This window comes from Nocardia sp. NBC_00508, from assembly GCF_036346875.1.
Classification (GTDB): Bacteria; Actinomycetota; Actinomycetes; order Mycobacteriales; family Mycobacteriaceae; genus Nocardia.
The window spans coordinates 3,644,441-3,665,664 of sequence record NZ_CP107852.1 but is presented as its reverse complement, the minus strand read 5'-3'; the positions used below and the strand labels follow the sequence as shown (position 1 = coordinate 3,665,664).

Below are 21,224 nucleotides of genomic sequence, written 5' to 3'. Positions count from 1 at the left end.
TAATCGGCAGGGAGATCGAAAAGTTGGGGATTCGATGGAACCGATCGCGTTGCTGTCGCGTCCTATCACTCGAAGGGGGAATTCTCGTGGTTCCGCCCCACAGCCACTAGAAGGAGTCGAGTCATGGTTGGACATGTACTGATCGCACCCGAAGCCATTCTCGCCGCCGCGGCCGAGCTCGACCTGGTCGCCGAACGGCTGGCCGCCGCCGCGGCGATCACCGCGCCCGCGACGCACGTATTGCCCTCTGGCGCAGAGGAAGTCTCGTTCGTCAGCGCCAGCCACTTCAACCAAGGCGCGCTGTCGCACGACCGCGCGATCGCGCAGGCGATTCTGGAATGCCACCACGCGGCGGCGACACTGCGCATGCAGTTGGCCCAGCACGTCGCCGGTGATGTGGTGCGTGCCGCAGGCATCAGCGCCATCCAGGTGTAGGTCCGCCACCGAGACCGTCAGCAACATTTATTCAGGGGAGTAGTCAAACATGGTTGCAGGAGTCACCGGCGTGATCTGGGCGGCCCGGCCGTCGGAGATCAATTCGGCCACCCTACATGCGGGCGCCCACGCGATTCCCATCTCGGCCGCCGCCACCGCCTGGGGCGGGCTCACCGCCGCCTGGATCGACGCCACAACGACCGTCGCCAGGGTGATGGCCGAACTCGGCATCGGCATGCAGGGCGTCAACGGTATCGCCGCGCTGAGCAAGCTCACCGGCTTCCTCGGCTGGTCCGAACAGCAGGGCGTCCAAGCGGCCGCCATGGGCGGGAAGGCCGCGGCGAACGCCATCGCCTACACCGTCGCCGCATTGGCGATGCCGAGCCCACCGGAGATCGCGACCGTCAACACCGCCTTGGCCGTGTCGGCGAACCCGGCGGGCGTGGTGACCGGCGCCTTCGAGGTCGCGGAGATCGCCAGGCACGCGATGGACATCCGTGCCGCACTGGTCATGGAGACCTACGAGGCCGCGACCAGCGCCATGCTCGCGACCCCCGCCGAGTTCCTGACGCCGCCGCCGATCGCTCACGGCGCCGGAACAGCCACCCCCGAGCAGGCGGCCAACACGGCGTCGGAGGTCCCGGCCGATCCGATCCAGGCCGCCGTCGCCGCCACCCAGGCGTTCTTGAGCAACCCCGGTGTGGCAAGCGCCGCCACGCAGGCGGCCCAGGCCGTCGGCTCGATCGCCACCACCGGCGTTTCGACGGTCGGAAATGTCGCGGGCAGCGCGATCGCGGCGGCGACCACCAGCGCTCCCGCCGTATCGGGCATGGCTCCCATGGCTATGAGCGCCGGTGTGGCCGCCGCCGGTAGCGCCGCCGCGACCCGCGCGGTGTCGTTCTCCGGCATCGGATCCTCGGCGGGAATGAGCGGTTCCCTCAAGCTCCCGGAAGGCTGGGGCGGGAGCGGCGCGATCGGTGCCGGCTCCGCACCGGCGCAGGAGGCCGCCGCCAACCGGATCGACGCGGCGCCGGTCCGGCAGACGAATACGGGCAACGGGAACCCGCTCCTGGGGAACCAGGCCCGCAGCGACGAGGACGACGAGTCCGAGCACAACGGCCGGGACTACCTGCGGTCGACCGAGCACTTCAACGACGGCCGGTTCGCCGCCGACGGAGTCATCGGCGGCGGTGACATCAGCGGGACGGCTAGGTGACCGTACTCGGTGCGGGCCGCGGCCCATCGACGCTCGAGGCGGTCGTCCTGTCGCTCGACGAGATGCAGTTTCTCATGGAGAAGCTGGAGATCGAGCTCCCAGTCGTATTGAACGCGCGGGGACGCTACGACAACCTGACCGACCACAAGACGGCGATGGACGCGGCTGCCGAGTCCCTCATCCAGCGCGAGCTCCTCATCGATGGAGTAGTGCACAGCGATCTGGAGAATCGGCTGCGCGCCCTGAACCGGCCGCACTGGATCATCGCGCTGCGGTTGGTCGTCGATGGGTGGGTAAGCCGCTTCTGTCTGGCGAAGGGTGTCGACCTTCCGGTCGTCGCCCTTCGCGGGCAGGAGTCCTACGTCATCGATGAGGCCGGAATCGATCTGCCCGGAACGGTGCTCGCGGCACTCGGCTACGCGGAACCGCTCGAGCTCTATGGCATGAACGCGCCGACCGAAGAACTCGCCACGATCTTCGGAGACACCGGTGACGCCGCCGCCACCGCGCAACGCCTGACGAAGGTCGGCAACCCCGCGAACGACGCAAAGACTCTGGCCGCGGCCCTGGTCGAGATCCACTCGTATGCCGAGATCGTCGGCGTGGTGTACGGCGACGGCACCAGAGACGTGGCCGACAACCACATCGCCGTATTCAATACGCGCGCAGGGCGATTCATCATGACCGCGAGCAAGTCCGACGACGGCGTGAAGTGGAGTTCGCTCAGCAGCGGAACCACCGCACGATTGCGCACGGCGGTGCAGGATCTGATCAACTCGCTGCCGGAACGCGAAGATTTCCCGCGGAATCCGAAGCTGTCCTGAGCGGGGCCGTCCGCCCTCGCTAACCCATCGGGTCGTCGGAGGTCGGCGCGACGTCGTATCCGAACGGCGGTGTGAACCGGCCCCAGCGAATGCACTCCCAGCCGCCGTCGGGCATCGGGACCAACTCGATGGTTTCGGTGTTGTCCAGGTGGTTGTTCGTCGTGAACGGGGGTTGCACACCGGCGAGCGTGCGACCGACGAGCCGCATGGCGGCGCCGTGACTGACCACCATTACATCGCCCGCACCGTCGTCGGGCGCCAGGTAGGTAGCCCGCACCTCCGCGATCGCCGGCAGAAAGCGGTCCAGGACATCCTGGGCGGATTCTCCACCGGGCACGCGCAGCGCGAGATCGCCCTCGTGCCAGGCGCGATAGATCCGCTGGAAGGTCTGATGGGCTTCTTCGCTGTGCTGTCCTTCCAGATCACCGGCCTGTACCTCGTGCAGGCCGTCGAGCACCATGGCAGCCACGCCGGTGGCGGCCTCGATGTAGCTCGCGGTCTGCCGTGCTCGCAGCGCCACCGAGGAGAACAGCACCTTCGGCGGCCGAAGCAGACTCTCGCCGAACGTCTTCGCCTGTGCCGCACCGCGTTCCGTCAACGGCAGTCCCGGCACCCTGGTGTCCAGCAGCTTGGCGACGTTTCCTTCGGTCTCACCGTGCCGGACCAGAATCAACCTGCCGGTCATAGGTCCGCCATCCCCTTTCTCAACTGAATCAACCACTCCGCCGCAGCTTCGTCCGATGGTGGCGGCGCGCCGGTTGCCGAAGTCGCCGGCCACGACCCGAGGAAGCGGATCCGCGCCGTGCGGTGCAGCGCCTTGAGCGCCTCGGCCACCGCCGTGTCGTCGATATGCCCCACGCAGTCGAGATAGAAACGGTACGTGCCCATACCGGTCCGGGTGGGCCGGGACTCGATCCTGGTCAGATCTATTCCGCGCGTGGCGAACTCGGCGAACGCGCGCATCAGCGAACCCGGCTCGTTGGGCAGCTCCAGCACGATGGACGTGCGGTCCGCGCCGGTGGCGGGCGGCGCCACGGTGGGGTGGGTGCACAGCACGAACCGCGTGATCGCTTGCTCGTGATCGGCGACGCCGGAGGCCAGTGCGATCAGCCCGAGCCGTTCCCCCGCCAGCGCGGTGGAGACGGCGGCATCCGCGTGGCCCGCGACCACGTCTTCGGCCGCCGCGGCATTGGACGCCGACGTATAGGACCGCGCGTGCGGCAGGTGCCGTGCAACCCACAGCCGCACTTGGGCGGCAGCCACCGGGTATGCGGCCAGGGTCTGCGCGTCCGCCAGGGTCGTCCCCGGCTTGCCGAGGATCGTGAAGCTCACCTCGAGCTCGGTCTCGGCGACGATCTGCAGACGCGGGCCGATTGCCAGGGAGTCGAGCGTCGCCGAGATCGACCCTTCGATGGAACTCTCGATCGGCACCACCGCGCCGTCCACGTCGCCGGAGCGGATCAGGTCCAGCGCGGCACCCTGGCTGGGCGCGGCGACCCGCTCCACGGGCCGGTCGAAGGCTCCCGAGGATTCGAGTTGAGCGAGGGCCATCTCGGTGAAGGTTCCGGACGGCCCGAAGTACGCGATTCGCGGCACGGTTACGAGATTACTTGCGAGCCCCGCCGCTCCCCACGGATTGCGACTGCCGGGCCGGCGCACGGCGGGTATTTCGCGCTCCCCGGGCGCGGGCTCAGCATCCGTTGAGCACACGCAATGCGTCGATCACCTGGTCGGCTTCCTCGCTTTCGATGGCGAGCAGGACCGATCTGACGGCCTCGACCGCCGGTGGTTTCAGCGAACTCAGGAACGCGATGTCGGGCGTGCTCAGGGCGGTGCGGATGTCGTCGCCGCACAGGGCGGCGGCCGTGGCGGCGACGATGGCCACCGCGCGCTGACCGGAGGAGGTTCGTGCGACGAAGCCGGTACCGGAGTGCGCCGCCGCCGCGAGGAAGTCGGCGATGTGGGCGTCCGGGGCCTCCAGTTCGAGGATCGGCGCCGCGGCGCTTGCGCCGATGTTGCGGACCAACCCGTCGACCAGGCTGCGCCGCGGGGGCGTCGACAATGTCATCAGCACCGGTTCCCCGGCTTCCGTCCTTTCCGACACGCCCTCACCGTAACAATCCCTGATCGCCCTCACCCGCGATGGCCAGCGCACCCGCATCGGACGATGCGCCCGCCACGAAGGCGCTGCCCGGGCGGGTCACGGACCTCCTTCCGCTTCGCCACGCCGACTTCCGGGCCGCGGACTGCGGTGTGCTCAGGCCGAGCGAAACACTTGCGGAACCAGGCTATGTCACTTAGCTTAGGGTAACCTAATGTAACGCGACCGAGCACCGGAGGTTTTGCATGCCGCGTCCGACCCTGACCGTCGCACCGTCCACCGCCGAGCGGGTGCGCAGCGCGTGCGTGCACGCGGAGCAGGCGGTACTCGCCATGCCGGGCATCGATCCGACGGCCGCGTCGGTGCACCATGTGCGGCCTTGTGGCGACGCGGTGATCGCGGTGCCGACCGCGTCGGTCGCGGCGATCCTGGCCGGCAACTCCGGCGAGAACGGGGCGACCGCAGTGCTGGAACTCACCGACCACGCGCCCCTGCCGTTGCGGGAGCCGGTGCGCGCATTGGTCTGGCTGCGCGGCTGGGTGCGTGCGGTGCCCACCCGAGCGCAGCGCGCTCTGGCCACCGAAGTGGCGAAGGAGAACCCGCATCCCGGACTGCTCGACGTCGGCTTCGGCGCAACCCTGCTGCGACTGGTGATCAGCTCCGCGGTGGTGGCCGACTCGACCGGCGCGGAATCGGTGAGCAGCGACGAGTTGCGGCTGGCGCAGCCGGATCCGTTCTGCGCCATGGAATCCGCGTGGCTGCAGCACATGCAGGCCGATCACGCCGACGTGGTCGCCCAGCTGGCCAGGCACCTGCCGCCGCGCCTGCAACACGGCATCGTGCACCCGCTGGCCATCGACCGTTACGGGCTCACCCTGCGCGTCGAAGGACACGACGGCGACCACGACTTCCGCCTGCCGTTCAGCGCCCCGGCCGACGACATCGAGGCGCTCAGCCGAGCCGTGCGCACCCTGGCGGGCTGCCCGTTCCTCAACGGCCTACGCCGGATCTGATTCGCCCGGTTCACGAAGTCGGCCGCAGCAGCTCCTACCGGTCTCGTCGACCAGGCACGCCCCCGTCGATCCCTATTCGCAGGCCGCTGACATGGCTGAGCAGACCGTGCCATAAACCGGCTGCCTTCCGGCCCGTGCAACAGCGTTGCCGCGATCATGTGGCCGGCCTCGGGGTCCATCCGGTCCACCGTCGCGGCCAGCTGGGTGGCCGCCGCGATCGAATCGTCGGCCGCCGACTCGAATCGTGCCGCGAGATTCGCGGACGACCACAGGTCGAGCGTGTCGTCCGGCAGCGGCCCCGAGCAGGTGCACCGGATCAGCGCGAGTAGCCACCGCTCCAGCGCACCAAAGGCGAGACTGTCAAGCGATGCCGCGGCCGAGTGCACGCACCGGCGCTGGGCGCTCGACCAGCGCGTTCACGTCGATCACCCCAGACGCGGCACCGCAACGAAGTTGGCCACGCCGACCCCGGATTCCGCTGGTCACGGCCTTCCGACGCGGACGTGCCGCGCGCCACGCAGGGCCGGCGCAATAGATTCGAGGCATGCGTGCGAAGTCCGGTGCCGAGTGGGACGAGGTCGAGCCGACCGATCGGGAACGGTTCGCGCTAAAGCTCGAGATCGCCGTCGTGCTGCTCGTCACATTCGGCCTCAGCGGGCTGAACGCGGCGCTGTCGCTGGTGGAGAGCGCCATGGCACCCGGCGGGGTCGAGGGGCAGACCATCGCACTGAACCCGTCGCGGGCCACCCAGTCCACTATCGACCTACTGTTTCAGCTGCTCAGGGTGCTGCGGCTGGTCGCGTGGGCAGCGCTGGGGCTGTATCTGTTGTGGCGCGGCGGCATCGGGCCGCGGCTGATCGGGCTGGCGAGCCGGGTCCGGTGGCGTACGGACGTGCTACCCGGCATCGCGCTCGCCGCGATCATCGGATTGCCAGGACTAGGGCTGTATCTCGTCGCGCACGCCTTGGGCGTCAGCGTGACGATCGTGCCCGCCTCGCTCGGCGACTACTGGTGGAGGTTGCCCGCGCTGATCCTGTCGGCCTGCGCGAACGCCGTGGCCGAAGAGGTGGTCGTGGTGGCGTTCCTGCTCACTCGGTTGCGCCAGCTCGGCTGGTCGGCGCACTCGGCGCTGCTGGCCTCGGCGCTGCTGCGCGGGAGCTACCACCTGTACCAGGGGCTGGGCGGCGGGCTCGGAAACTTCGTGATGGGCGTCATATTCGGTCACTATTGGCAGCGCACGAACCGGCTGTGGCCGCTCATCCTCGCGCACGCGACCATCGATGCGGTCGCCTACATCGGCTATACCATTCTGCGCGGCCATGTTTCGTGGCTGCCGTAACGCAACTGTGCCCTCCGGCTCGCTAACGGCCCGGTCCCGTTGCCGAATTACCAAGCAGCACCGTCTCCACCCCGGTGTACACACGCGGCACCCGATGACCGCCCGATAAGTAGAGTCTCAGTGATGAACGGCGACGACCCCCAGCGCAACGCGCAAGCGCGCCGGATGCCGCCGCCAGGCAGGCCCGGTGAACCCCCGATGCGGCGCCGCATGCCCGCGCCTGGGCCCGGTGCGCCGCCGCCGATCGAGCCCACCCAGGTGGTGCGCCGCGACGGGCCACCCCATCCGCCGCCGCTGGCATATTCGCAGATCCCGCCCGAACCGGCACGGCGCATGCCGCCACCACGCACGCACGCTCCCACGCAGCGCCCGGTCCCGCATCACGAGGGTCCCCGGCATGCGCCCACGCAGCGCCCGGTCCCCTTCGACGATGGGCCGCCACACGCGCCCAGGCGGCAACCGCGACCGTACCGCGAAGGTCCGCCGCCGGTACCCCCGCGTGGCGCGCGCCCCGCCCGGGCGCCGCGACCGCGCCGCAAGCGCCACCCGTTCCGCTGGTTCCTGGTGATCCTGCTGGTCCTGGTCCTCGCTGCCGTCGGCGCCGTGATCCAGCTGGACAGCTCGCTCAACCGCATCCCCGCGCTGACGAACTACGCCCAGCGGGTCGGTGACACCCCGGGTACGAACTGGCTGCTGGTCGGCTCCGACGGACGCGCCGGACTGACGCCCGACCAGGAGCAGGAACTCGCCACCGGCGGTGAAGTGGGTCCCGAGCGCACCGACACGATCATCCTGGTGCACGTCCCGGAGTCGGGTAAGACCACCTTGGTGAGCCTGCCGCGCGATTCCTACGTCAGCATCCCCGGCCACGGCAAGGACAAACTCAACGCCGCGTTCGCCCTCGGGGGCCCGGCCCTGCTGGCACAGACCGTGGAGATCGCCACCGGCCTGCGCCTCGACCACTACGCGCAGATCGGCTTCGGCGGCTTCGCCAGCGTGGTCGACACGCTCGGCGGCATCGACGTCTGCGTACCGAAACCGATCGACGATCCGCTCGCAGGCATCGACCTGCCCGCGGGCTGCCAGCGCTTGAACGGGCCGCAGGCGCTGGGCTTCGTGCGCAGCCGCGCCACCGCGCTCGCCGATCTGGACCGGATGAACAACCAGCGGATCTTCATGGCCGCCCTGCTGGAGAAGGCGACCAGCGGCGCCACCCTGGCCAACCCGTTCAAGCTCTGGCCGCTGGCCTCGGACACCGCGAAGTCACTGAAGGTCGACAATGGCGACCACATCTGGGACCTGGGCAGACTGGCCTGGGCGCTGAAAGGCGACGCGGTCACCACTGCGGTCCCCATCGGAGGATTCGACGACACCGACAGCGGCAACGTCCTGCTGTGGGACAAGGACAAGGCGAGCCGGTTCTTCGACGCGCTGGCCGGCGACCAACCCGTCCCGGAGGACCTGCTGACGCGGTAGCGTCGGTGCCATGCCGGACACCGATGTGGCCCAGTCCTTTCCCGACTTGCTGCGCGCGCAGATCCGTCACGGGTTCACCGCCGCACAGCAGTATCTCGCCGCCGCTGTGTACTTCGACTCGAAACGGTTACCGCAGCTGGCCGGACACGCCTACACCCGCTCGCGCGAGCAGTACGCGAACGCGCTGCGCATGGTGCAGTATCTGCTCGACCGCGATCTCGAGGTGCGAATCGGCGGGCTGGCGGAGATCCATTCCGCCTTCGAAAACCCACGCGCCGCACTGGCTTTGCTGCTGGAGATCGAGCAGAGCCGGAGCACGCAGATCAGCGACCTGGCCCGGGCAGCGCGCACGTCCGGAGACTATCTGGGTGAACGTTTCGTCCAATGGTTCCTCGAGGAACAGGTGAAGAACGTGGCCGGGATGACCACGCTGCTGACCGTGATCGACCGCGCCGACGGCCAGCTGTTCGACGTCGAAGAGTTTGTCGCGCGCGAGCTACGAGCTGGGCCACGCGCCGATATCACGGCGCCAAAAATGGCGGGCACACTGAAGAATTAATTAGGCAATACTAGCCTCAATAAGGCTGCACTTGGATGACAGGCGCTGTGACCAGCGCTAATGTCACTGCTATGTCAAGCCATCCGGAATCCCCCCGCAGCAAATTCCACAGCCTGTTGCAAGATCAGATCCGGCACGAATTCAATGCCGAGCATCAGTACATCGCGATTGCGGTGTGGTTCGACAATGCCGATCTGCCGCAGCTGGCCAAGCGGTTCTATGCGCAGGCTGTCGAAGAACGCAACCACGCGATGATGATCGTGCAGTACTTCCTGGACCGGGATATCAGTATCGAACTTTCCGGCATCGACGCCGCGAAATCCCGGTTCGACCATGCCCGTGAACCGATCGCGCTGGCGCTCGCCCAGGAGAAGACCGTCACCGAGCAGATCGTCCAGTTGGCGAGCACCGCCCGCGAAGAGGGCGACTACCTCGGCGAACAGTTCATGCAGTGGTTCCTGAAGGAACAGGTCGAGGAAGTCGCCAAGATGACGACCCTGCTCAACATCGCCGACCGCGCCGGGTCGAATCTGTTCGACCTGGAGGAATTCGTCGCCCGGGAAATCAGCGGCCCGAGCGACGCCTCCGGCGCGCCTTCGGCGGCGGGCGGCTCCATCTGACCGCGTTCTCCGGAAAAGGCAAACGGGCCCAGCTCCCCAGGAGCTGGGCCCGTTTCCGTTTCAGCGGGATACCCCGGCAGGCAATGGCGCCGGGCATTGTCCTGGCCAATGTGCGCATGCGTCTATGAGTTACCCAATATCAGATAACTTCGGTAAGTCTGTCCTCACCCGCTGGCATTTGTGATCAGCCGAGAACCCAACCCCGGACAATGATTGGAAATCGGCGACGAGCGCGTCCCCCACTTCCGAGCAACCGCCACGTCCGCGATGAAGTCGCCGGCGACGGTCGCTCAGCCATAAAGGGGCTGCGAACCCGCAGCGCCGTAAGCGCTGCGGAAACAACACAGCTCAGCGCAGTGTGACCTGACGCGACCGCAGGCCATCGCGGGAACGCCGCTCGTCGGCCGTCAACGGCGCATCGGTGGCCAGTGCCTCGGACAATCGAGCGCCGAACTCGACCGCGGGCTTCACCCACTCGTCGGAGTGCCGCTCGGGGTCCAGGTCGAATACCGGGACGAGCACACCGTGCGTGCGGAAGGAACCGGCGAACCGCGAGCCCTCGCCCAGATGCAGGCCACCCCCGGCGTGCACGCGGGCCAAAGCCAGCATCAGATCGTCCTCGTCCTCGGGCCGCACCCAGCGAATGTGCGCCTTCTCGCCCGCGTGCACCCACCACGCCGCACCGATCGCGTCCGGGTCCAGCGCGAGCCGCGCGGACGGCATGATCGCCTGCTCGGCCTGCTCGATGGTCGCGGCAACCTGCTGATCCGGCTCCACGCCCTCCGGCACCCACCAGTCGAAGTCCTGGTGCACGGTCACGTCCAGGGCTGCGGCGGGCTCGATGACGTCGGCCAGCCGCGGTCCGCCCGAAACGCTCTCCACCGACGTGAGCGAATCACCGGGCTCGGCGGACTGCGTCCACAGAATCGCCGCGGCCAGATCCGCAGCCGGGTCGGCGCCCTGGAACTGCACCTGCGCACCGACGTAGCCGCTGGGCTCGTCACCGGCACGCACCAGCGCGGCCACCGCGCCGGGCAGCACCGTGGCGAGCACGACCGGGCGCTCGGCGGCGACCGAGGGCGACAGCGTCAACCGCGCGGTGGCCGACGGAACGAACTCGCGTAGTGCGACCAGATCGCACTCCGCGGCCAAGCCCTCGAACGGACGCGTGACGGCCTGTGCCGCCTGCTCTTGCGCTGCCCGTCGCTCGGCGAGACGCTGCGCCCGGTTCCCGCCGGGCTTTGGACTGTTGCGCTTGCTCTTACCCACGAGGGCTCAACCTACAGGGTGCTGTGTTGGTTTTGGCAGCGCCTGCGGCGCTGCGTGTTCGCGGCCCCCTTATGGCTCGCGTCCGAGCGACCGCCACTGGCGACTTCGTCGCGGACGCGGCGGCCACTCGGACGCGAGCCGGGCCACGAACAGGCAATGCTCGATCTCGCTGCGCTCGAAAAGCGAAGCGGGGCCCATTTGGACACGTCGCGCGAAATCCGATGCACCAGATGTCCACGGGTGAAACAGGCACGCCGCTGGAGGACCGACGACTGCATCGCCAACCCACAGCCACTCGGACGCGAGCCGGGCCACGAACAGGCAATGCTCGGGCCCGCTGCGCTCGAAAAGCGAAGCGGGGCCCATTTGGACACGTCGCGCGAAATCCGATGCACCAGATGTCCACGGGTGAAACAGGCACGCCGCTGGAGGACCGACGACTGCATCGCCAACCCACAGCCACTCGGACGCGAGCCGGGCCACGAACAGGCAATGCTCGGGCCCGCTGCGCTCGAAAAGCGAAGCGGGGCCCATTTGGACACGTCGCGCGAAATCCGATGCACCAGACGTCTACGGGAGATACCGGCGCGCCGCTGCTGCACTGGCGACTGCATCGCCGACCCATCGGCCAGTTGTAGTAAACGGCGCAACAGCGGACCAGCGGGCCGTGCCTCCCCTGTCTCGCCGTACACCGTCGAGGACGGTCTAACCGGCCCCGGTCGCCGTGCGCAACCGGTTCAGGCGGCGTCGAGCAGCGACTTGGTGCGTCCCGGGTGATTGGTGGCGATCCAGCTGACGCCGAGGTCGGCGCAGAGCTGGATGTCGCCGGGTTCGTCGACCGTCCAGCAGTAGGTGGCGCGTCCAGCGGCGGCCGCCTTGTCGACCAGCTCGGGATGCTCGCGCAGCGTCTTCACCGAGGGGCCTACCGCGGTGGCACCGACCGTGGTCGCGGCGGATCCTCCCAGGTAGCGGGAGGATTCGCCGAGCAGAACGGTGGGCAGCAGCGGGGCGGCGCGGCGGATACGCCAGACCGCGGTGGCCGCGAAGGACATCACCACCGCCCGCGAGTGGTCGGCCGAGGCGGGGGTGGCGATGCCGAATCGCTGGAGCTCGGCCAGCAGCTTGTTCTCCACCAGTGCGCCGTAGCGGACCGGATGCTTGGTCTCGATGAACAGCTTGGTGGGCCTGCTGCGCCAATCCAGCACCAGGCTGATCAGCTCGCTGAGGGTCAGCACCGAGGCGGGCGCGCCGTCGGCGCCGAAGTCGAGCTCCCGCAGTTCGTCCAGGGTCATCTCGCTGACCAGCCCGCTGCCCGAGGAGGTCCGGTCGACCGTGCGGTCGTGCACGCATACCAGATGCCCGTCCCTGGTCAGCCGGACGTCGCATTCGACGCCATCGGCGCCCTCCTGCAGCGCCAGCTCGTAGGCGGCGAGTGTGTGTTCGGGACGCGCCGCCGAGGCGCCTCGATGTGCGACGACGAATGGCGCGCGATTGCCCTGGCTCACTTGGCCATAACCTCCTCCTGCTCACGGTCCCCAGCACCGTTGTTCTCGTGTGCGGGCGCGGCGGTCGTCTGGGGTGCCGAGTCGGCCGTGCCGCCCGGATGGACCGGCTCGATCACCGGTACGGCGGGATCGACCGCGATCAGCCAGCGGCGTGCGCTCCGGCTGCGCCCGAGCAGATCACGTCCATCGATCGTGCGCAGCACCCACAGGGTGAGCAGCGCTACCACGGCGGCAATCGCATCGGCGAACGCGGTGAACAGCACTCCGTCCGCCTTGACCTGCAACGAGTCGGCATTCCGCCACAGCAGCGCGGCCAGCGCGACGCCGCCGCCGACAACCCAGGCCGCCCACCAGATCCGAATCGCGCGCCGCGACCGCGGGTCACCACGCAGGGCGGCCACCTCGGTCAGGAAGATCCCCGGCCACAACAGGTTGACCACCGGAACCAGGCAACCGAACGCGAGCACCCGCGGCGAACGCGGGTCGCGCTGCCCCGCCTCGGCGTAAACCGCCTGTCTGATCTCGATCAGCCTTCCGAGCGTACCGATGGCCGCCAGCAGCGCGAACACGAGCGCGAACACTCCCGCGAGCACGACCAGCGCGTCCGAGGCGAACAGCACGCCGGGGTGGATCAGGCGCGTCCGGTTGCGTAACAGAACCGCGTAGCGAGCCAGTTCGGCGAGAGCCGCGAGCACGAAGACGGCCGCGGTCGCGGCGAGCAGCTTGGTCGCCGAATCGGTCAGCCTGCCGAGCGGACGGCGCGGCGCGGCCCCGTTCTGCGGCGGCGAGTCGATCAGACCCCAGCGCGGCATCTGCGCATAGCGGGGCGTCCGCGCGGCCGCGGGCGGGGTGCCGGGCGGCTGCGCCCGGGTGCGATGGTCGGGCTTACGTGCCACCCAGCGGTAATTACGGCGGTCGGCGGGCGCGTCGATCGGCGCGGGCGAGAGGAGCACGCCGCGACAGCGTGGGCACCAGTGCATCGGCGCCCCTTGCACGGCCCAGCGCGCGCCGCAGCGCGCACAAGGTTGCACCACCGTACTCACCGCGCACCTCGTTCTTTCGTCAGTAGATCTTCGCCTCGTGGTCGCCCTCCGCGACCAGCGGGCGGCCCGCCTGCTGCCATGCCACCATGCCGCCGTGCACCTGGATGGCCTCATATCCGATCTGCATCAGATATTCGACCACCTGCAGAGAACGGCCACCTTGCCGACAGACGACATACAGGTCCGCGTCGGGTTCCAGCTCATCGATCCGCGCGGGCACGTCGACCATCGGAATGTGGAGCGCACCCGGCGCGTGTCCGAGCCGCCACTCGTCATCCTCGCGCACGTCGAGCAGAATCGGTCGCGGCGTATCGGCCGAGGCGGGCGCACTGCTGTCGAGTTCGGCAGGCACCTCCGCCACCGTGACCGACGGAACGTGGGGGCTCGTCACAGATTCGATCCTGCCATGGGGGCCGGTGTGCCGTGCAGTTCCGTGCCCGGGCAGAAGGCTCGACAGCAGCCGACGACTTCAGGTATGTTCTCCACTCCGGAACTCGACCGCCGCCCCGCTCCATGCTGGTTGTGCATAACTCGGTCGAAGTTATCCACATAATCCACAAGCTGATCCACAAGCCGCGGCTATGGAAGAACGCGCCATCGAAAGGGTGCCTCTATCGGGCACTCGCTCGGCCGGACTCGGTGTTTTTCATACTTTCGGCCCGAAACCACCGAGCCCTGAGGACGTTCTCCCTGGTCAGCTCCCCCACGTCGAGCGATGCGAATGACCGATCCGGGACTCCCCTCCTGACCATCCCGGAGCGGCCATTCGTCGCCGACCTCGGAACCTGCGGCCGAAGAGGCTCCGATATCTACTTGGACGGGACCGGGGCGCATTCGGTTCCATGAAAAACGAGAACGCCGCCGAAATACCGGGTTCCGGCGGCGGCGGTCGGTAGCCTGGGCTTATGAACGTGAGCAGGGGGCTACTCGACGGAATGGACACCGCCGGCCTCAACGTCGCGCTGTCCGAGGCCACGTGCCTCGGCCTCGCGGTGGACGAGGCGGCCAATCAGCTACGACTCGACCTCGAAGTGCTGACACTTCGCGAGCACGGCACGGCAGCCGAGGACTACCGGGTGCAACTGACATTCACCGGCGTGAGCCGGGTCGCCGCGTCACTGCGGACGCAGCACTGGGACGATGTGGAGCCCCGGGTGCTGCCGCTGCAACTGGACGGCCTGGACGAGGCCATCCGCAGCTTCGGCGGCGGGCGGCTGCACGGCTGGGAATTCATCGACCTGGACGACAGCGGCTGGGCGCTGTGGAGTGAGCTGCTCAGCTTCGATACCCGGATCGACGACCACAAATCCGCGCACGTTCTGGAGTTCTCCCAGGAAGAGGGCATCGACCCGCGCGAGCTGGACGTCCGGGTGTGGTTCGACGGCATCACGGTGTACGACACGCAGGGCAAGCAGATCTCGCTGGCGGATTTCATCGCGGACGGAGTCCGCTGGTGGGAGGCACACGATGCGGGCGACCCGCGGGCAACCCGCCCCGGCATCGCTCCACCGCTGTAACCCGCCTATGCCAGATTGAACGTCGAACCGCACATCCGGTAACGGATGTGCGGTTCCTCCTTTCAGCCGGACTCGCTCAGTCGCCCGGGCCCACGGGGCAGCTCACGCCGGTGGCATGCACCGGGCAGTATCCGCCCGGGTTCTTCGCCAGGTACTGCTGGTGGTAGCCCTCGGCGTAGTAGAAGGCCGACAGTCCGGGCAGTGCCGCGATCTCTGTGGTGATCTCGCCGTATCCGGCCGCGGCCAAACGCTTGCCGTAGGTCTCCGCGGTCGCGCGAGCGAGATCGGCTTGTTCGGCGTCGAGCGTGAAGATGGCCGAACGGTACTGGGTGCCACGGTCGTTGCCCTGACGCATGCCCTGGGTGGGATCGTGGTTCTCCCAGAACTGCCCGAGGACGCCCGCGTAATCGATTACCGCGGGGTCGAACACGACGAGTACGGACTCGGTGTGGCCCGTCCGCCCGCTGCACACCTCTTCATAAGTGGGATTCGGCGTGTGCCCGCCGACGTAGCCGACCGCAGTGGTGTAGACCCCGTCGATTTCCCAGAATCCCTTCTCCGCGCCCCAGAAACAGCCCATCGCGACCACCGCGACCTGCATGCCATCGGGAAACGGCGGCTGGATCGGGTGACCGTTCACGTAGTGGGTATCCGGCACCAGGAGCGGCTCTGCCCGGCCGGGCAGGGCCTGTTCCGGAGTGACCATGGCGGGTTCGGGGAGGCTGAGGCGTCCCACTAGTTCGTCGTACCACGACATGGTTCGATGCTACGCGTGCGTTTCCAGTGGGGCCGATGTTCGTGATGTGACGGTGCGCGACCCGCCCGATGGCGGCCGGCAGTTGCCGCGCCTGCATCGATGGGTTCGGTGTGCAGTTTGCGCGGCGACACCGGAATGCGCGGGCATCAGCCCAAGTTGGAATCGACCGGGTGTACGAATGATGGTTGGCTGTGCTCGGAACAACGGGCACAACCAGCCCGACATAGGAAGGGACATCGTGGCTGAGTACACGCTGCCAGATCTGGATTACGACTACAGCGCCCTGGAGCCCCACATCTCCGGGCAGATCAACGAGCTTCATCATTCCAAGCACCACGCCGCCTACGTCGCCGGTGCGAACACCGCATTGGAGAAGCTGGAAGCGGCCCGCGAAAGCGGCGACCACAGCGCCATTTTCCTCTACGAGAAGAACCTCGCGTTCCACCTCGGTGGGCACGTCAACCACACCATCTGGTGGAAGAACCTCTCCCCCAACGGCGGTGACAAGCCGGTCGGCGAGCTGGCCGCGGCGATCGACGACCAGTTCGGCTCGTTCGACAAGTTCCGCGCGCAGTTCACCGCGGCGGCCAACGGTCTGCAGGGCTCGGGCTGGGCGGTGCTCGGCTTCGACACCCTCGGGCAGAAGCTGCTGACCTTCCAGCTCTACGACCAGCAGGCCAACGTCCCGCTCGGCATCATCCCGCTGCTGCAGGTCGACATGTGGGAGCACGCCTTCTACCTGCAGTACAAGAACGTCAAGGCGGACTACGTCACCGCGTTCTGGAACGTCGTCAACTGGGCCGACGTGCAGGAGCGGTTCGCCAAGGCGACCTCTCAGGCCAAGGGCCTCATCTTCGGCTGAGCCTGCCCCGGCACACCGGTAGGGTCCGCGAATCCGTCGCGCCACGCGGCTCGGGTTCGCGGACCCTTCTGTTTCGTAGCCGAAGCGGGCGCTTTGCCGAACACCGCCCGATTGGCACTCTTTGGTACTTGTGTGCCAGGTGACTCGTGGTTCATATTCGGGAATCCACCGAAAAGGACGGGCAAGGCCGCCCCGGTTTCATCACGGGAGGCAGAAATGCGCACGAACGAACCCATCGGCATCACGCCGTTCCACTCGCGTGGGTCGCTGCGGGGCTTCGTCATCTCCGGCCGCTGGCCGGACACCACCAAGGAATGGGCCCAAGTGCTCGTGCTCGCGGTACGTGTGGCCACGCTTCCCGGGCTACTGACGACCTCGACGGTGTTCGGTGTGCGCGAGGAACTGCCCGACGACCCCGCCCCCGGAACGGTCGGCCTGGTGCTGGCCGAAGGTCCCGTGCTCGGCGACGAAGCCGTACAACCGGGCCGGTTTGCCACACATGTGCCGCCCGCCCTGCTGATGCTGCATCCCCCGTCCGAAACCCTCCCTTCGCTGCCCGAATGCACGGGCGCGGCCTCCGGCTGCGTCCTGCTGCCCGGCGTGCCGCATCTGGGGCTGGAGCACCGCGCCGCCTGGGCCGAGGCGGAGTCCGACGGCACGGTCACGTCGCTGGTCAGCCGGGTCGGCCTCGACCCGATCAGCGATCCCGACACCGCGGTTCTGGCTATGCTGCTGGCCGCGTGAGGGTAACCGAAATTCCTCGCGTGGATCGCCAAACTTATTGTGCGCATTGCGATTTCGACTACAGCAATTTGGCATGACGAATCCGGCGCGGTAGAGTCGGGAGCAGCGAAGGGGAGTAGCCCCCAATTGCGCAGTCGACATACTGACCCGCCGCCCCAAGTGCGCCCTGGTCCGGCTGCGTGAACCGGCATCGATCCGGTGGGCGAGACCTTCGGCCCGGACAACCAGCTCGTTGTCGGCCGGAGGCGACCCGTAACTCCGACCGGCAGGCCGGAGACTTTGGAGCAGCTACACATGATCGCCACCGTATTGCTGAGCATCGGCATCGTCTTTCTCGCCGAGCTCGGTGACAAATCCCAGCTGATGGCATTGGCGTTCGCGCTGCGCTATCGCTGGTGGGTGGTGCTCGGCGGCATCGCGACGGCCACGGCAGCGGTGCACCTGATCTCGGTCGGCGTCGGCTATTTCCTCGGTGCGGCACTGCCCACCCGGGCCATCTCGCTGGTCGCCGCGATCATCTTCCTGGCTGTCGGTCTGTGGACGTTGCGCGAGCACTTCAGCCCCGCGGACCCGGACCCGGAGCCCAAGACGCCCAAGGCCGTGAGCGCGCCGTTCTTCGTGGTGCTGTCCGCGTTCCTGCTGGCCGAATTGGGCGATCGGACCATGTTCGCGACCGCGGCGCTGGCCGCCGACTTCGACTGGGCCGGCGTCTGGCTCGGCTCGACCGTCGGAATGGTCGCGGCCGACGCACTCGCCATCGCGGTCGGCATCCTGGTCGGCAAGCATCTGCCGGAGCACGCGATCGGCATCGGCTCGGGCTTGCTGTTCCTCTACTTCGGCGCGGCGACTCTGCTCGGCACCCTCGTACCCACCATGGGAGGACCGCTCGTCGCCGCCGTTGCCCTCTCCGCCCCTGCAGCTGCTTTCGGAGTGCTGCTGACTCGGCGAGCTGTCGAAGCCCGGCGGTCCGCCTCCGCTCGGGCGTCGACCGTCACGGAGTCTGCGCCGATCGCAGCTGGCCGGCCGCCTCGCCGACCCGCTCGTTGAGCTGGGCGACGAAGCGCGCCAGCAGTTCGATCTCGGCGGTGTCGTATCCGTCGAGATGCGCTCCGATCGCGGCGCCGAGACCGGAGAACAGCGCCGCTACCGCGGCACTTGCCTCGTCGAGCGCGACGAGCACGCGACGCCGGTCATGCGGATCACGCTCTCGTCGGACATAGCCTGCGCGTTCCAGCCGGTCGATCAACGCGGTCACCGCGCCGCCGCGGGTGATCCCGAGCCGAGCAGCCAAGCTGCCAGGGGTCTGCGGGCCATCGATGCCCAGGACATTGAGACAGCTGAGATCGGTCAGCGTGATCCCGAGGCGCGCCGCCACAGCCGAGTGGAACATGACGGTGCGGGTTGCTTGGACCCGAAGCTCGTTCTGCAACGAAGTCAGGGCCGCGCTCCGGGTTTTCCCTGATGTCACCGCACCGGGCTCCTTTCTATTCTCTCTGTAATAGAGAGTCTCTGAAACAGAGAATAGTTGAGGACGTTAGGAGTTCGGAACATGACATCGAAGCGCGCGATTCCGCTGTGGCTGCTTGTGATCTTCGTCGGCATCCAGTTCGGTGCGGGATGGTATGAGAAGCTCGGCATCATCCCGCTGTGGGAGAGCGCCCCGCCCGACCAGGTACTCACCGCTATGGAGGAATCCGGCTTCAAACGGGCCGGGCGAGCCTTCTGGCCGTTCGTATCACCTGTGGTCACACTCCTGTCGCTGATCAATCTGTTCGTCGCGTGGCGCACACCCGGCCCCTTCCGGCGCTGGTGGATCGCGGGCGCCGCGATCATGACCTGCTACTCCGTGACAACCTACGGCTACTTCGCGACCCAGATGCTGCTGTTCCAGTCCGGAGGCGCCGAATGGACACCCGATCGCGTGGAGTCGTTCGTCGAGCTCTGGACTGCGCTGAACTACCCGCGCATGGCGCTCGGCGGCATCGGCTGGCTGTGCGCATTGCGCGCACTGTCGCTGTCGGCCGCCCGCGCGGATCATCCGGCCCCCGCCGGAGTGCTCGCCTGATCATTGCGCCCTGACGGGGTCCGGACGGACTCTGTCAGGGCGCATGGTCCACCACCGCACACCCGTACAAGCCGCCACCTCGACGCACCAGATCCAGCAGTGGTTCCCGCAGGGCGAGCAGACCGTCCGAGTCACCGGCCGCGATTCGAGCGGTGACCATCGACCCCACCGCGGCGGCCAGGGTCTGGCAGGCGAAACGCTGCTGTTCGGTCCGCGCGTCGAGCACGTCGACGATCAGACCGACGAACAGCTCCTGCAGCTGGGCACGGCGCGCGATTGCTGCGGATCCCACCGCGAAGACCTCGACCAGGAACAGTCGCGCGCTGGCCGGGTCGTCCACCAAGTGCTGGAGGTAGGCGCGGAAGATCCGGTCCATCCGCGCCATGGGGTCCGTGTCTCCTCTCACGACCGAAACCTCTTCTGCCCCAGTGGCGTCGGCGATCCGGTCGAGCAGCAGCCGCACGGCGCGCTCGTAGGCCGCCTCGAAACAGTCCTCCTTGGAGCGAAATTGCTCGTAGAAGGTTTCCCGGGATACCCCGGCCCGCTTCAGGATCGCCGCGACCGACGTTCCGATATAACCGCCTTCGGCCATGGCCTCCGCTGTCGCGATCAAAATCCGCTCACGTTGCGAGGCGATCACCTGCTCCCGCGGCAGGCCGTGCCTACCGCGCGGAAGGCGTGCGCTGATGGCCGATTCGGTCATACGTGACTCCGGTATTCGGTTGAGCTGACTTAGCTGCTCCATTTTGCGTGGTCGTTTCGGGTGACCCGCAGGACAGGGTGCCCACCTGGTCGGGAGAGCGTGCGCGCCCCGCCATACGCCGTGCTGGCGAACAGTTCGTCGGTGGTGACGCTACCACCGGGGAACATCCTCGTTCGCAAAGAGCCCACCGGGTCGAGCACCGAGGGAGCCGTGCGGCCCGCTCGCTGAGCACCGGTTCTGCGACTGCCTCAGCCTCCGCTCGGCCCGGCGCGGGCCGCGGGCGGGCTGCGTCCGGCTGCGCCTATTAGGGTGCAATTGACGAAGGGCCAACTGGCTGTCACGAACGAGAGGACCATCGTGGAGATTTCGGGTTCCGCCGCCATTGTCACCGGGGGCGCATCGGGCCTCGGCGCCGCCACCGCCAAGCGTTTCGCCGAACTCGGCGCCACCGTCTTCGGACTTGATGTGCCGCAGTCGATCGAGCGCGCCGGCGACAACGTACCTGCCGGGGTCACCCTCATCGCGGCCGATGTAACCAGTAACGACGAGGTCGCCGCTGCCGTCGAGCAGGTCGTCGAGTCGGGCGCGCCGCTGCGCATCGTGGTCAACTGCGCCGGTGTCGGCTGGGCCGGACGCATCCTGTCCAAGAACGGCCCGCACGATTTGGAGCTGTTCCGCACGGTCATCACGGTGAACCTGCTCGGTACCTTCAACGTCATGCGGCTTGCCGCCGACGCGATCGCCAAGACCGAGGCCGTGGACGAATACGGCCAGCGCGGCGTCGTCATCAACACCGCTTCCGTCGCCGCGTTCGAGGGCCAGATCGGCCAGATCGCCTACTCGGCGTCCAAGGGCGGCGTACACGGCATGACCGTTCCGGCCGCGCGCGACCTGGCCCAATTCGGCATCCGGGTGAACACGATCGCCCCCGGCATTATCGACACCCCGATGCTGGCCGGCGTCACCGAGGAGTACCGCAAGGGCCTGGAGGCGGGCGTGCCCTTCCCATCCCGCCTCGGCCGTCCGGACGAGTACGCGCAGCTGTCGCAGTACATCGTCGAGCACGACTACCTGAACGGCGAGACCATCCGCATGGACGGCGCACTGCGCATGGCCCCGCGGTAATGCCGCTTCGATAGTCCGGCAGCGCGCGGTTCCTCTTCGGACGAGCCGCGC

The 21,224-nt window shown here is 68.0% G+C and carries 24 protein-coding genes; 14 read left to right on the top strand and 10 right to left on the bottom strand.

What is annotated here, in order from left to right; all coding sequences use genetic code 11:
* The first annotated feature begins 123 nt into the window (after positions 1-123).
* Genes OHA40_RS16185 through OHA40_RS16175 form a run of 3 tightly spaced genes read left to right on the top strand, consistent with a single transcriptional unit; the run spans position 124 to position 2,475 of the window.
* Positions 124-435 carry a PE domain-containing protein gene (locus OHA40_RS16185; protein WP_330233860.1) on the top strand — a complete coding sequence of 104 codons (312 nt, stop codon included), beginning with the start codon at positions 124-126 and terminating at the stop codon, positions 433-435.
* A gap of 49 nt (positions 436-484) precedes the next feature.
* Positions 485-1,651, top strand: coding sequence for a PPE family protein (locus tag OHA40_RS16180; protein ID WP_330233859.1), 1,167 nt, complete (start codon positions 485-487; stop codon positions 1,649-1,651).
* Complete coding sequence (locus OHA40_RS16175) at positions 1,648-2,475, top strand: ESX secretion-associated protein EspG (RefSeq protein ID WP_330233858.1); 828 nt, start codon at positions 1,648-1,650, stop codon at positions 2,473-2,475. The genes OHA40_RS16180 and OHA40_RS16175 overlap by 4 nt, the downstream gene beginning before the upstream one ends.
* A 19-nt stretch (positions 2,476-2,494) precedes the next feature.
* Here the strand turns inward: OHA40_RS16175 and OHA40_RS16170 are convergent, their stop codons facing one another.
* From OHA40_RS16170 to OHA40_RS16160, 3 genes are all read right to left on the bottom strand, one after another.
* A complete protein-coding gene (locus OHA40_RS16170) occupies positions 2,495-3,160 on the bottom strand; it encodes a histidine phosphatase family protein (RefSeq protein ID WP_330233857.1) in 666 nt (221 codons plus the stop codon).
* The gene (gene pheA / locus OHA40_RS16165; RefSeq protein ID WP_330233856.1) at positions 3,157-4,071 is read right to left on the bottom strand and encodes a prephenate dehydratase; all 915 of its coding nucleotides are present in this window, start codon (positions 4,069-4,071) and stop codon (positions 3,157-3,159) included. Before pheA ends, OHA40_RS16170 begins: the two co-directional genes overlap by 4 nt.
* Positions 4,072-4,165: 94 nt before the next feature.
* Complete coding sequence (locus OHA40_RS16160; RefSeq protein ID WP_330233855.1) at positions 4,166-4,579, bottom strand: hypothetical protein; 414 nt, start codon at positions 4,577-4,579, stop codon at positions 4,166-4,168.
* Positions 4,580-4,821: 242 nt separating this feature from the next.
* On the opposite strand from OHA40_RS16160, the gene OHA40_RS16155 reads away from it, so the two are divergent.
* The 5 genes from OHA40_RS16155 to OHA40_RS16135 all read left to right on the top strand — a co-directional run bounded on the left by OHA40_RS16155 (position 4,822) and on the right by OHA40_RS16135 (position 9,583).
* Complete coding sequence (locus tag OHA40_RS16155; protein ID WP_330233854.1) at positions 4,822-5,589, top strand: DUF2470 domain-containing protein; 768 nt, start codon at positions 4,822-4,824, stop codon at positions 5,587-5,589.
* 544 nt (positions 5,590-6,133) lie between these two features.
* Positions 6,134-6,928, top strand: a complete 795-nt coding sequence (locus OHA40_RS16150) for a CPBP family intramembrane glutamic endopeptidase (protein ID WP_330233853.1) — start codon at positions 6,134-6,136, stop codon at positions 6,926-6,928.
* A 123-nt stretch (positions 6,929-7,051) separates the two neighbouring features.
* Entirely contained in the window at positions 7,052-8,404 is a 1,353-nt protein-coding gene (locus OHA40_RS16145; protein WP_330233852.1) for an LCP family protein, read from the top strand.
* Between the two features lie 10 nt (positions 8,405-8,414).
* Positions 8,415-8,963: a ferritin gene (locus tag OHA40_RS16140; protein ID WP_330233851.1), complete on the top strand. Its 549-nt coding sequence runs from the start codon at positions 8,415-8,417 to the stop codon at positions 8,961-8,963.
* A gap of 71 nt (positions 8,964-9,034) precedes the next feature.
* Positions 9,035-9,583, top strand: a complete 549-nt coding sequence (locus OHA40_RS16135; protein WP_330233850.1) for a ferritin — start codon at positions 9,035-9,037, stop codon at positions 9,581-9,583.
* A gap of 348 nt (positions 9,584-9,931) precedes the next feature.
* On the opposite strand, the gene OHA40_RS16130 is transcribed toward OHA40_RS16135, so the two are convergent.
* The 4 genes from OHA40_RS16130 to OHA40_RS16115 form a co-directional block, all read right to left on the bottom strand.
* A complete protein-coding gene (locus OHA40_RS16130) occupies positions 9,932-10,852 on the bottom strand; it encodes a DUF5926 family protein (RefSeq protein WP_330233849.1) in 921 nt (306 codons plus the stop codon).
* 737 nt (positions 10,853-11,589) lie between these two features.
* Complete coding sequence (locus OHA40_RS16125) at positions 11,590-12,357, bottom strand: glycerophosphodiester phosphodiesterase (RefSeq protein WP_330233848.1); 768 nt, start codon at positions 12,355-12,357, stop codon at positions 11,590-11,592.
* The gene (locus OHA40_RS16120; RefSeq protein WP_330233847.1) at positions 12,354-13,310 is read right to left on the bottom strand and encodes a DUF4328 domain-containing protein; all 957 of its coding nucleotides are present in this window, start codon (positions 13,308-13,310) and stop codon (positions 12,354-12,356) included. Before OHA40_RS16120 ends, OHA40_RS16125 begins: the two co-directional genes overlap by 4 nt.
* A 109-nt stretch (positions 13,311-13,419) precedes the next feature.
* Positions 13,420-13,791: a rhodanese-like domain-containing protein gene (locus OHA40_RS16115; RefSeq protein ID WP_442944013.1), complete on the bottom strand. Its 372-nt coding sequence runs from the start codon at positions 13,789-13,791 to the stop codon at positions 13,420-13,422.
* A gap of 514 nt (positions 13,792-14,305) precedes the next feature.
* Between OHA40_RS16115 and OHA40_RS16110 the strand changes: the two genes are divergently transcribed.
* Positions 14,306-14,917, top strand: coding sequence for a hypothetical protein (locus OHA40_RS16110; protein WP_330233846.1), 612 nt, complete (start codon positions 14,306-14,308; stop codon positions 14,915-14,917).
* A gap of 76 nt (positions 14,918-14,993) precedes the next feature.
* Here the strand turns inward: OHA40_RS16110 and msrA are convergent, their stop codons facing one another.
* Entirely contained in the window at positions 14,994-15,674 is a 681-nt protein-coding gene (gene msrA / locus OHA40_RS16105) for a peptide-methionine (S)-S-oxide reductase MsrA (protein WP_330233845.1), read from the bottom strand.
* A 238-nt stretch (positions 15,675-15,912) separates the two neighbouring features.
* On the opposite strand from msrA, the gene OHA40_RS16100 reads away from it, so the two are divergent.
* The 3 genes from OHA40_RS16100 to OHA40_RS16090 all read left to right on the top strand — a co-directional run bounded on the left by OHA40_RS16100 (position 15,913) and on the right by OHA40_RS16090 (position 18,327).
* Complete coding sequence (locus OHA40_RS16100; protein WP_330233844.1) at positions 15,913-16,536, top strand: superoxide dismutase; 624 nt, start codon at positions 15,913-15,915, stop codon at positions 16,534-16,536.
* A gap of 216 nt (positions 16,537-16,752) precedes the next feature.
* On the top strand, positions 16,753-17,280 hold the full coding sequence (locus OHA40_RS16095) for a peptidase (RefSeq protein ID WP_330233843.1): 528 nt from the start codon (positions 16,753-16,755) through the stop codon (positions 17,278-17,280).
* Positions 17,281-17,574: 294 nt separating this feature from the next.
* Complete coding sequence (locus OHA40_RS16090) at positions 17,575-18,327, top strand: TMEM165/GDT1 family protein (protein WP_330233842.1); 753 nt, start codon at positions 17,575-17,577, stop codon at positions 18,325-18,327.
* Here OHA40_RS16090 and OHA40_RS16085 read toward each other — a convergent pair.
* On the bottom strand, positions 18,272-18,748 hold the full coding sequence (locus tag OHA40_RS16085) for a MarR family winged helix-turn-helix transcriptional regulator (protein WP_330233841.1): 477 nt from the start codon (positions 18,746-18,748) through the stop codon (positions 18,272-18,274). The two genes, OHA40_RS16090 and OHA40_RS16085, sit on opposite strands and share 56 nt — an antisense overlap.
* An 81-nt stretch (positions 18,749-18,829) precedes the next feature.
* On the opposite strand from OHA40_RS16085, the gene OHA40_RS16080 reads away from it, so the two are divergent.
* Positions 18,830-19,345, top strand: coding sequence for a DUF1772 domain-containing protein (locus OHA40_RS16080; RefSeq protein ID WP_330233840.1), 516 nt, complete (start codon positions 18,830-18,832; stop codon positions 19,343-19,345).
* Positions 19,346-19,379: 34 nt separating this feature from the next.
* Here the strand turns inward: OHA40_RS16080 and OHA40_RS16075 are convergent, their stop codons facing one another.
* A complete protein-coding gene (locus OHA40_RS16075; RefSeq protein WP_330233839.1) occupies positions 19,380-20,048 on the bottom strand; it encodes a TetR/AcrR family transcriptional regulator in 669 nt (222 codons plus the stop codon).
* A gap of 357 nt (positions 20,049-20,405) precedes the next feature.
* Between OHA40_RS16075 and OHA40_RS16070 the strand changes: the two genes are divergently transcribed.
* A complete protein-coding gene (locus OHA40_RS16070; protein ID WP_330233838.1) occupies positions 20,406-21,173 on the top strand; it encodes an SDR family NAD(P)-dependent oxidoreductase in 768 nt (255 codons plus the stop codon).
* Positions 21,174-21,224: the final 51 nt, after the last annotated feature.

What these genes read in the sequence shown, in the direction of transcription:
- OHA40_RS16185 (WP_330233860.1), top strand. Translation starts at nt 124, where the DNA reads ATGGTTGGACATGTACTGATCGCACCCGAAGCCATTCTCGCCGCCGCG.
- OHA40_RS16180 (WP_330233859.1), top strand. Translation starts at nt 485, where the DNA reads ATGGTTGCAGGAGTCACCGGCGTGATCTGGGCGGCCCGGCCGTCGGAG.
- OHA40_RS16170 (WP_330233857.1), bottom strand. Translation starts at nt 3,160, where the DNA reads ATGACCGGCAGGTTGATTCTGGTCCGGCACGGTGAGACCGAAGGAAAC.
- OHA40_RS16155 (WP_330233854.1), top strand. Translation starts at nt 4,822, where the DNA reads ATGCCGCGTCCGACCCTGACCGTCGCACCGTCCACCGCCGAGCGGGTG.
- OHA40_RS16150 (WP_330233853.1), top strand. Translation starts at nt 6,134, where the DNA reads ATGCGTGCGAAGTCCGGTGCCGAGTGGGACGAGGTCGAGCCGACCGAT.
- OHA40_RS16145 (WP_330233852.1), top strand. Translation starts at nt 7,052, where the DNA reads ATGAACGGCGACGACCCCCAGCGCAACGCGCAAGCGCGCCGGATGCCG.
- OHA40_RS16140 (WP_330233851.1), top strand. Translation starts at nt 8,415, where the DNA reads ATGCCGGACACCGATGTGGCCCAGTCCTTTCCCGACTTGCTGCGCGCG.
- OHA40_RS16135 (WP_330233850.1), top strand. Translation starts at nt 9,035, where the DNA reads ATGTCAAGCCATCCGGAATCCCCCCGCAGCAAATTCCACAGCCTGTTG.
- OHA40_RS16110 (WP_330233846.1), top strand. Translation starts at nt 14,306, where the DNA reads ATGAACGTGAGCAGGGGGCTACTCGACGGAATGGACACCGCCGGCCTC.
- msrA (WP_330233845.1), bottom strand. Translation starts at nt 15,674, where the DNA reads ATGTCGTGGTACGACGAACTAGTGGGACGCCTCAGCCTCCCCGAACCC.
- OHA40_RS16095 (WP_330233843.1), top strand. Translation starts at nt 16,753, where the DNA reads ATGCGCACGAACGAACCCATCGGCATCACGCCGTTCCACTCGCGTGGG.
- OHA40_RS16090 (WP_330233842.1), top strand. Translation starts at nt 17,575, where the DNA reads ATGATCGCCACCGTATTGCTGAGCATCGGCATCGTCTTTCTCGCCGAG.
- OHA40_RS16080 (WP_330233840.1), top strand. Translation starts at nt 18,830, where the DNA reads ATGACATCGAAGCGCGCGATTCCGCTGTGGCTGCTTGTGATCTTCGTC.
- OHA40_RS16075 (WP_330233839.1), bottom strand. Translation starts at nt 20,048, where the DNA reads ATGACCGAATCGGCCATCAGCGCACGCCTTCCGCGCGGTAGGCACGGC.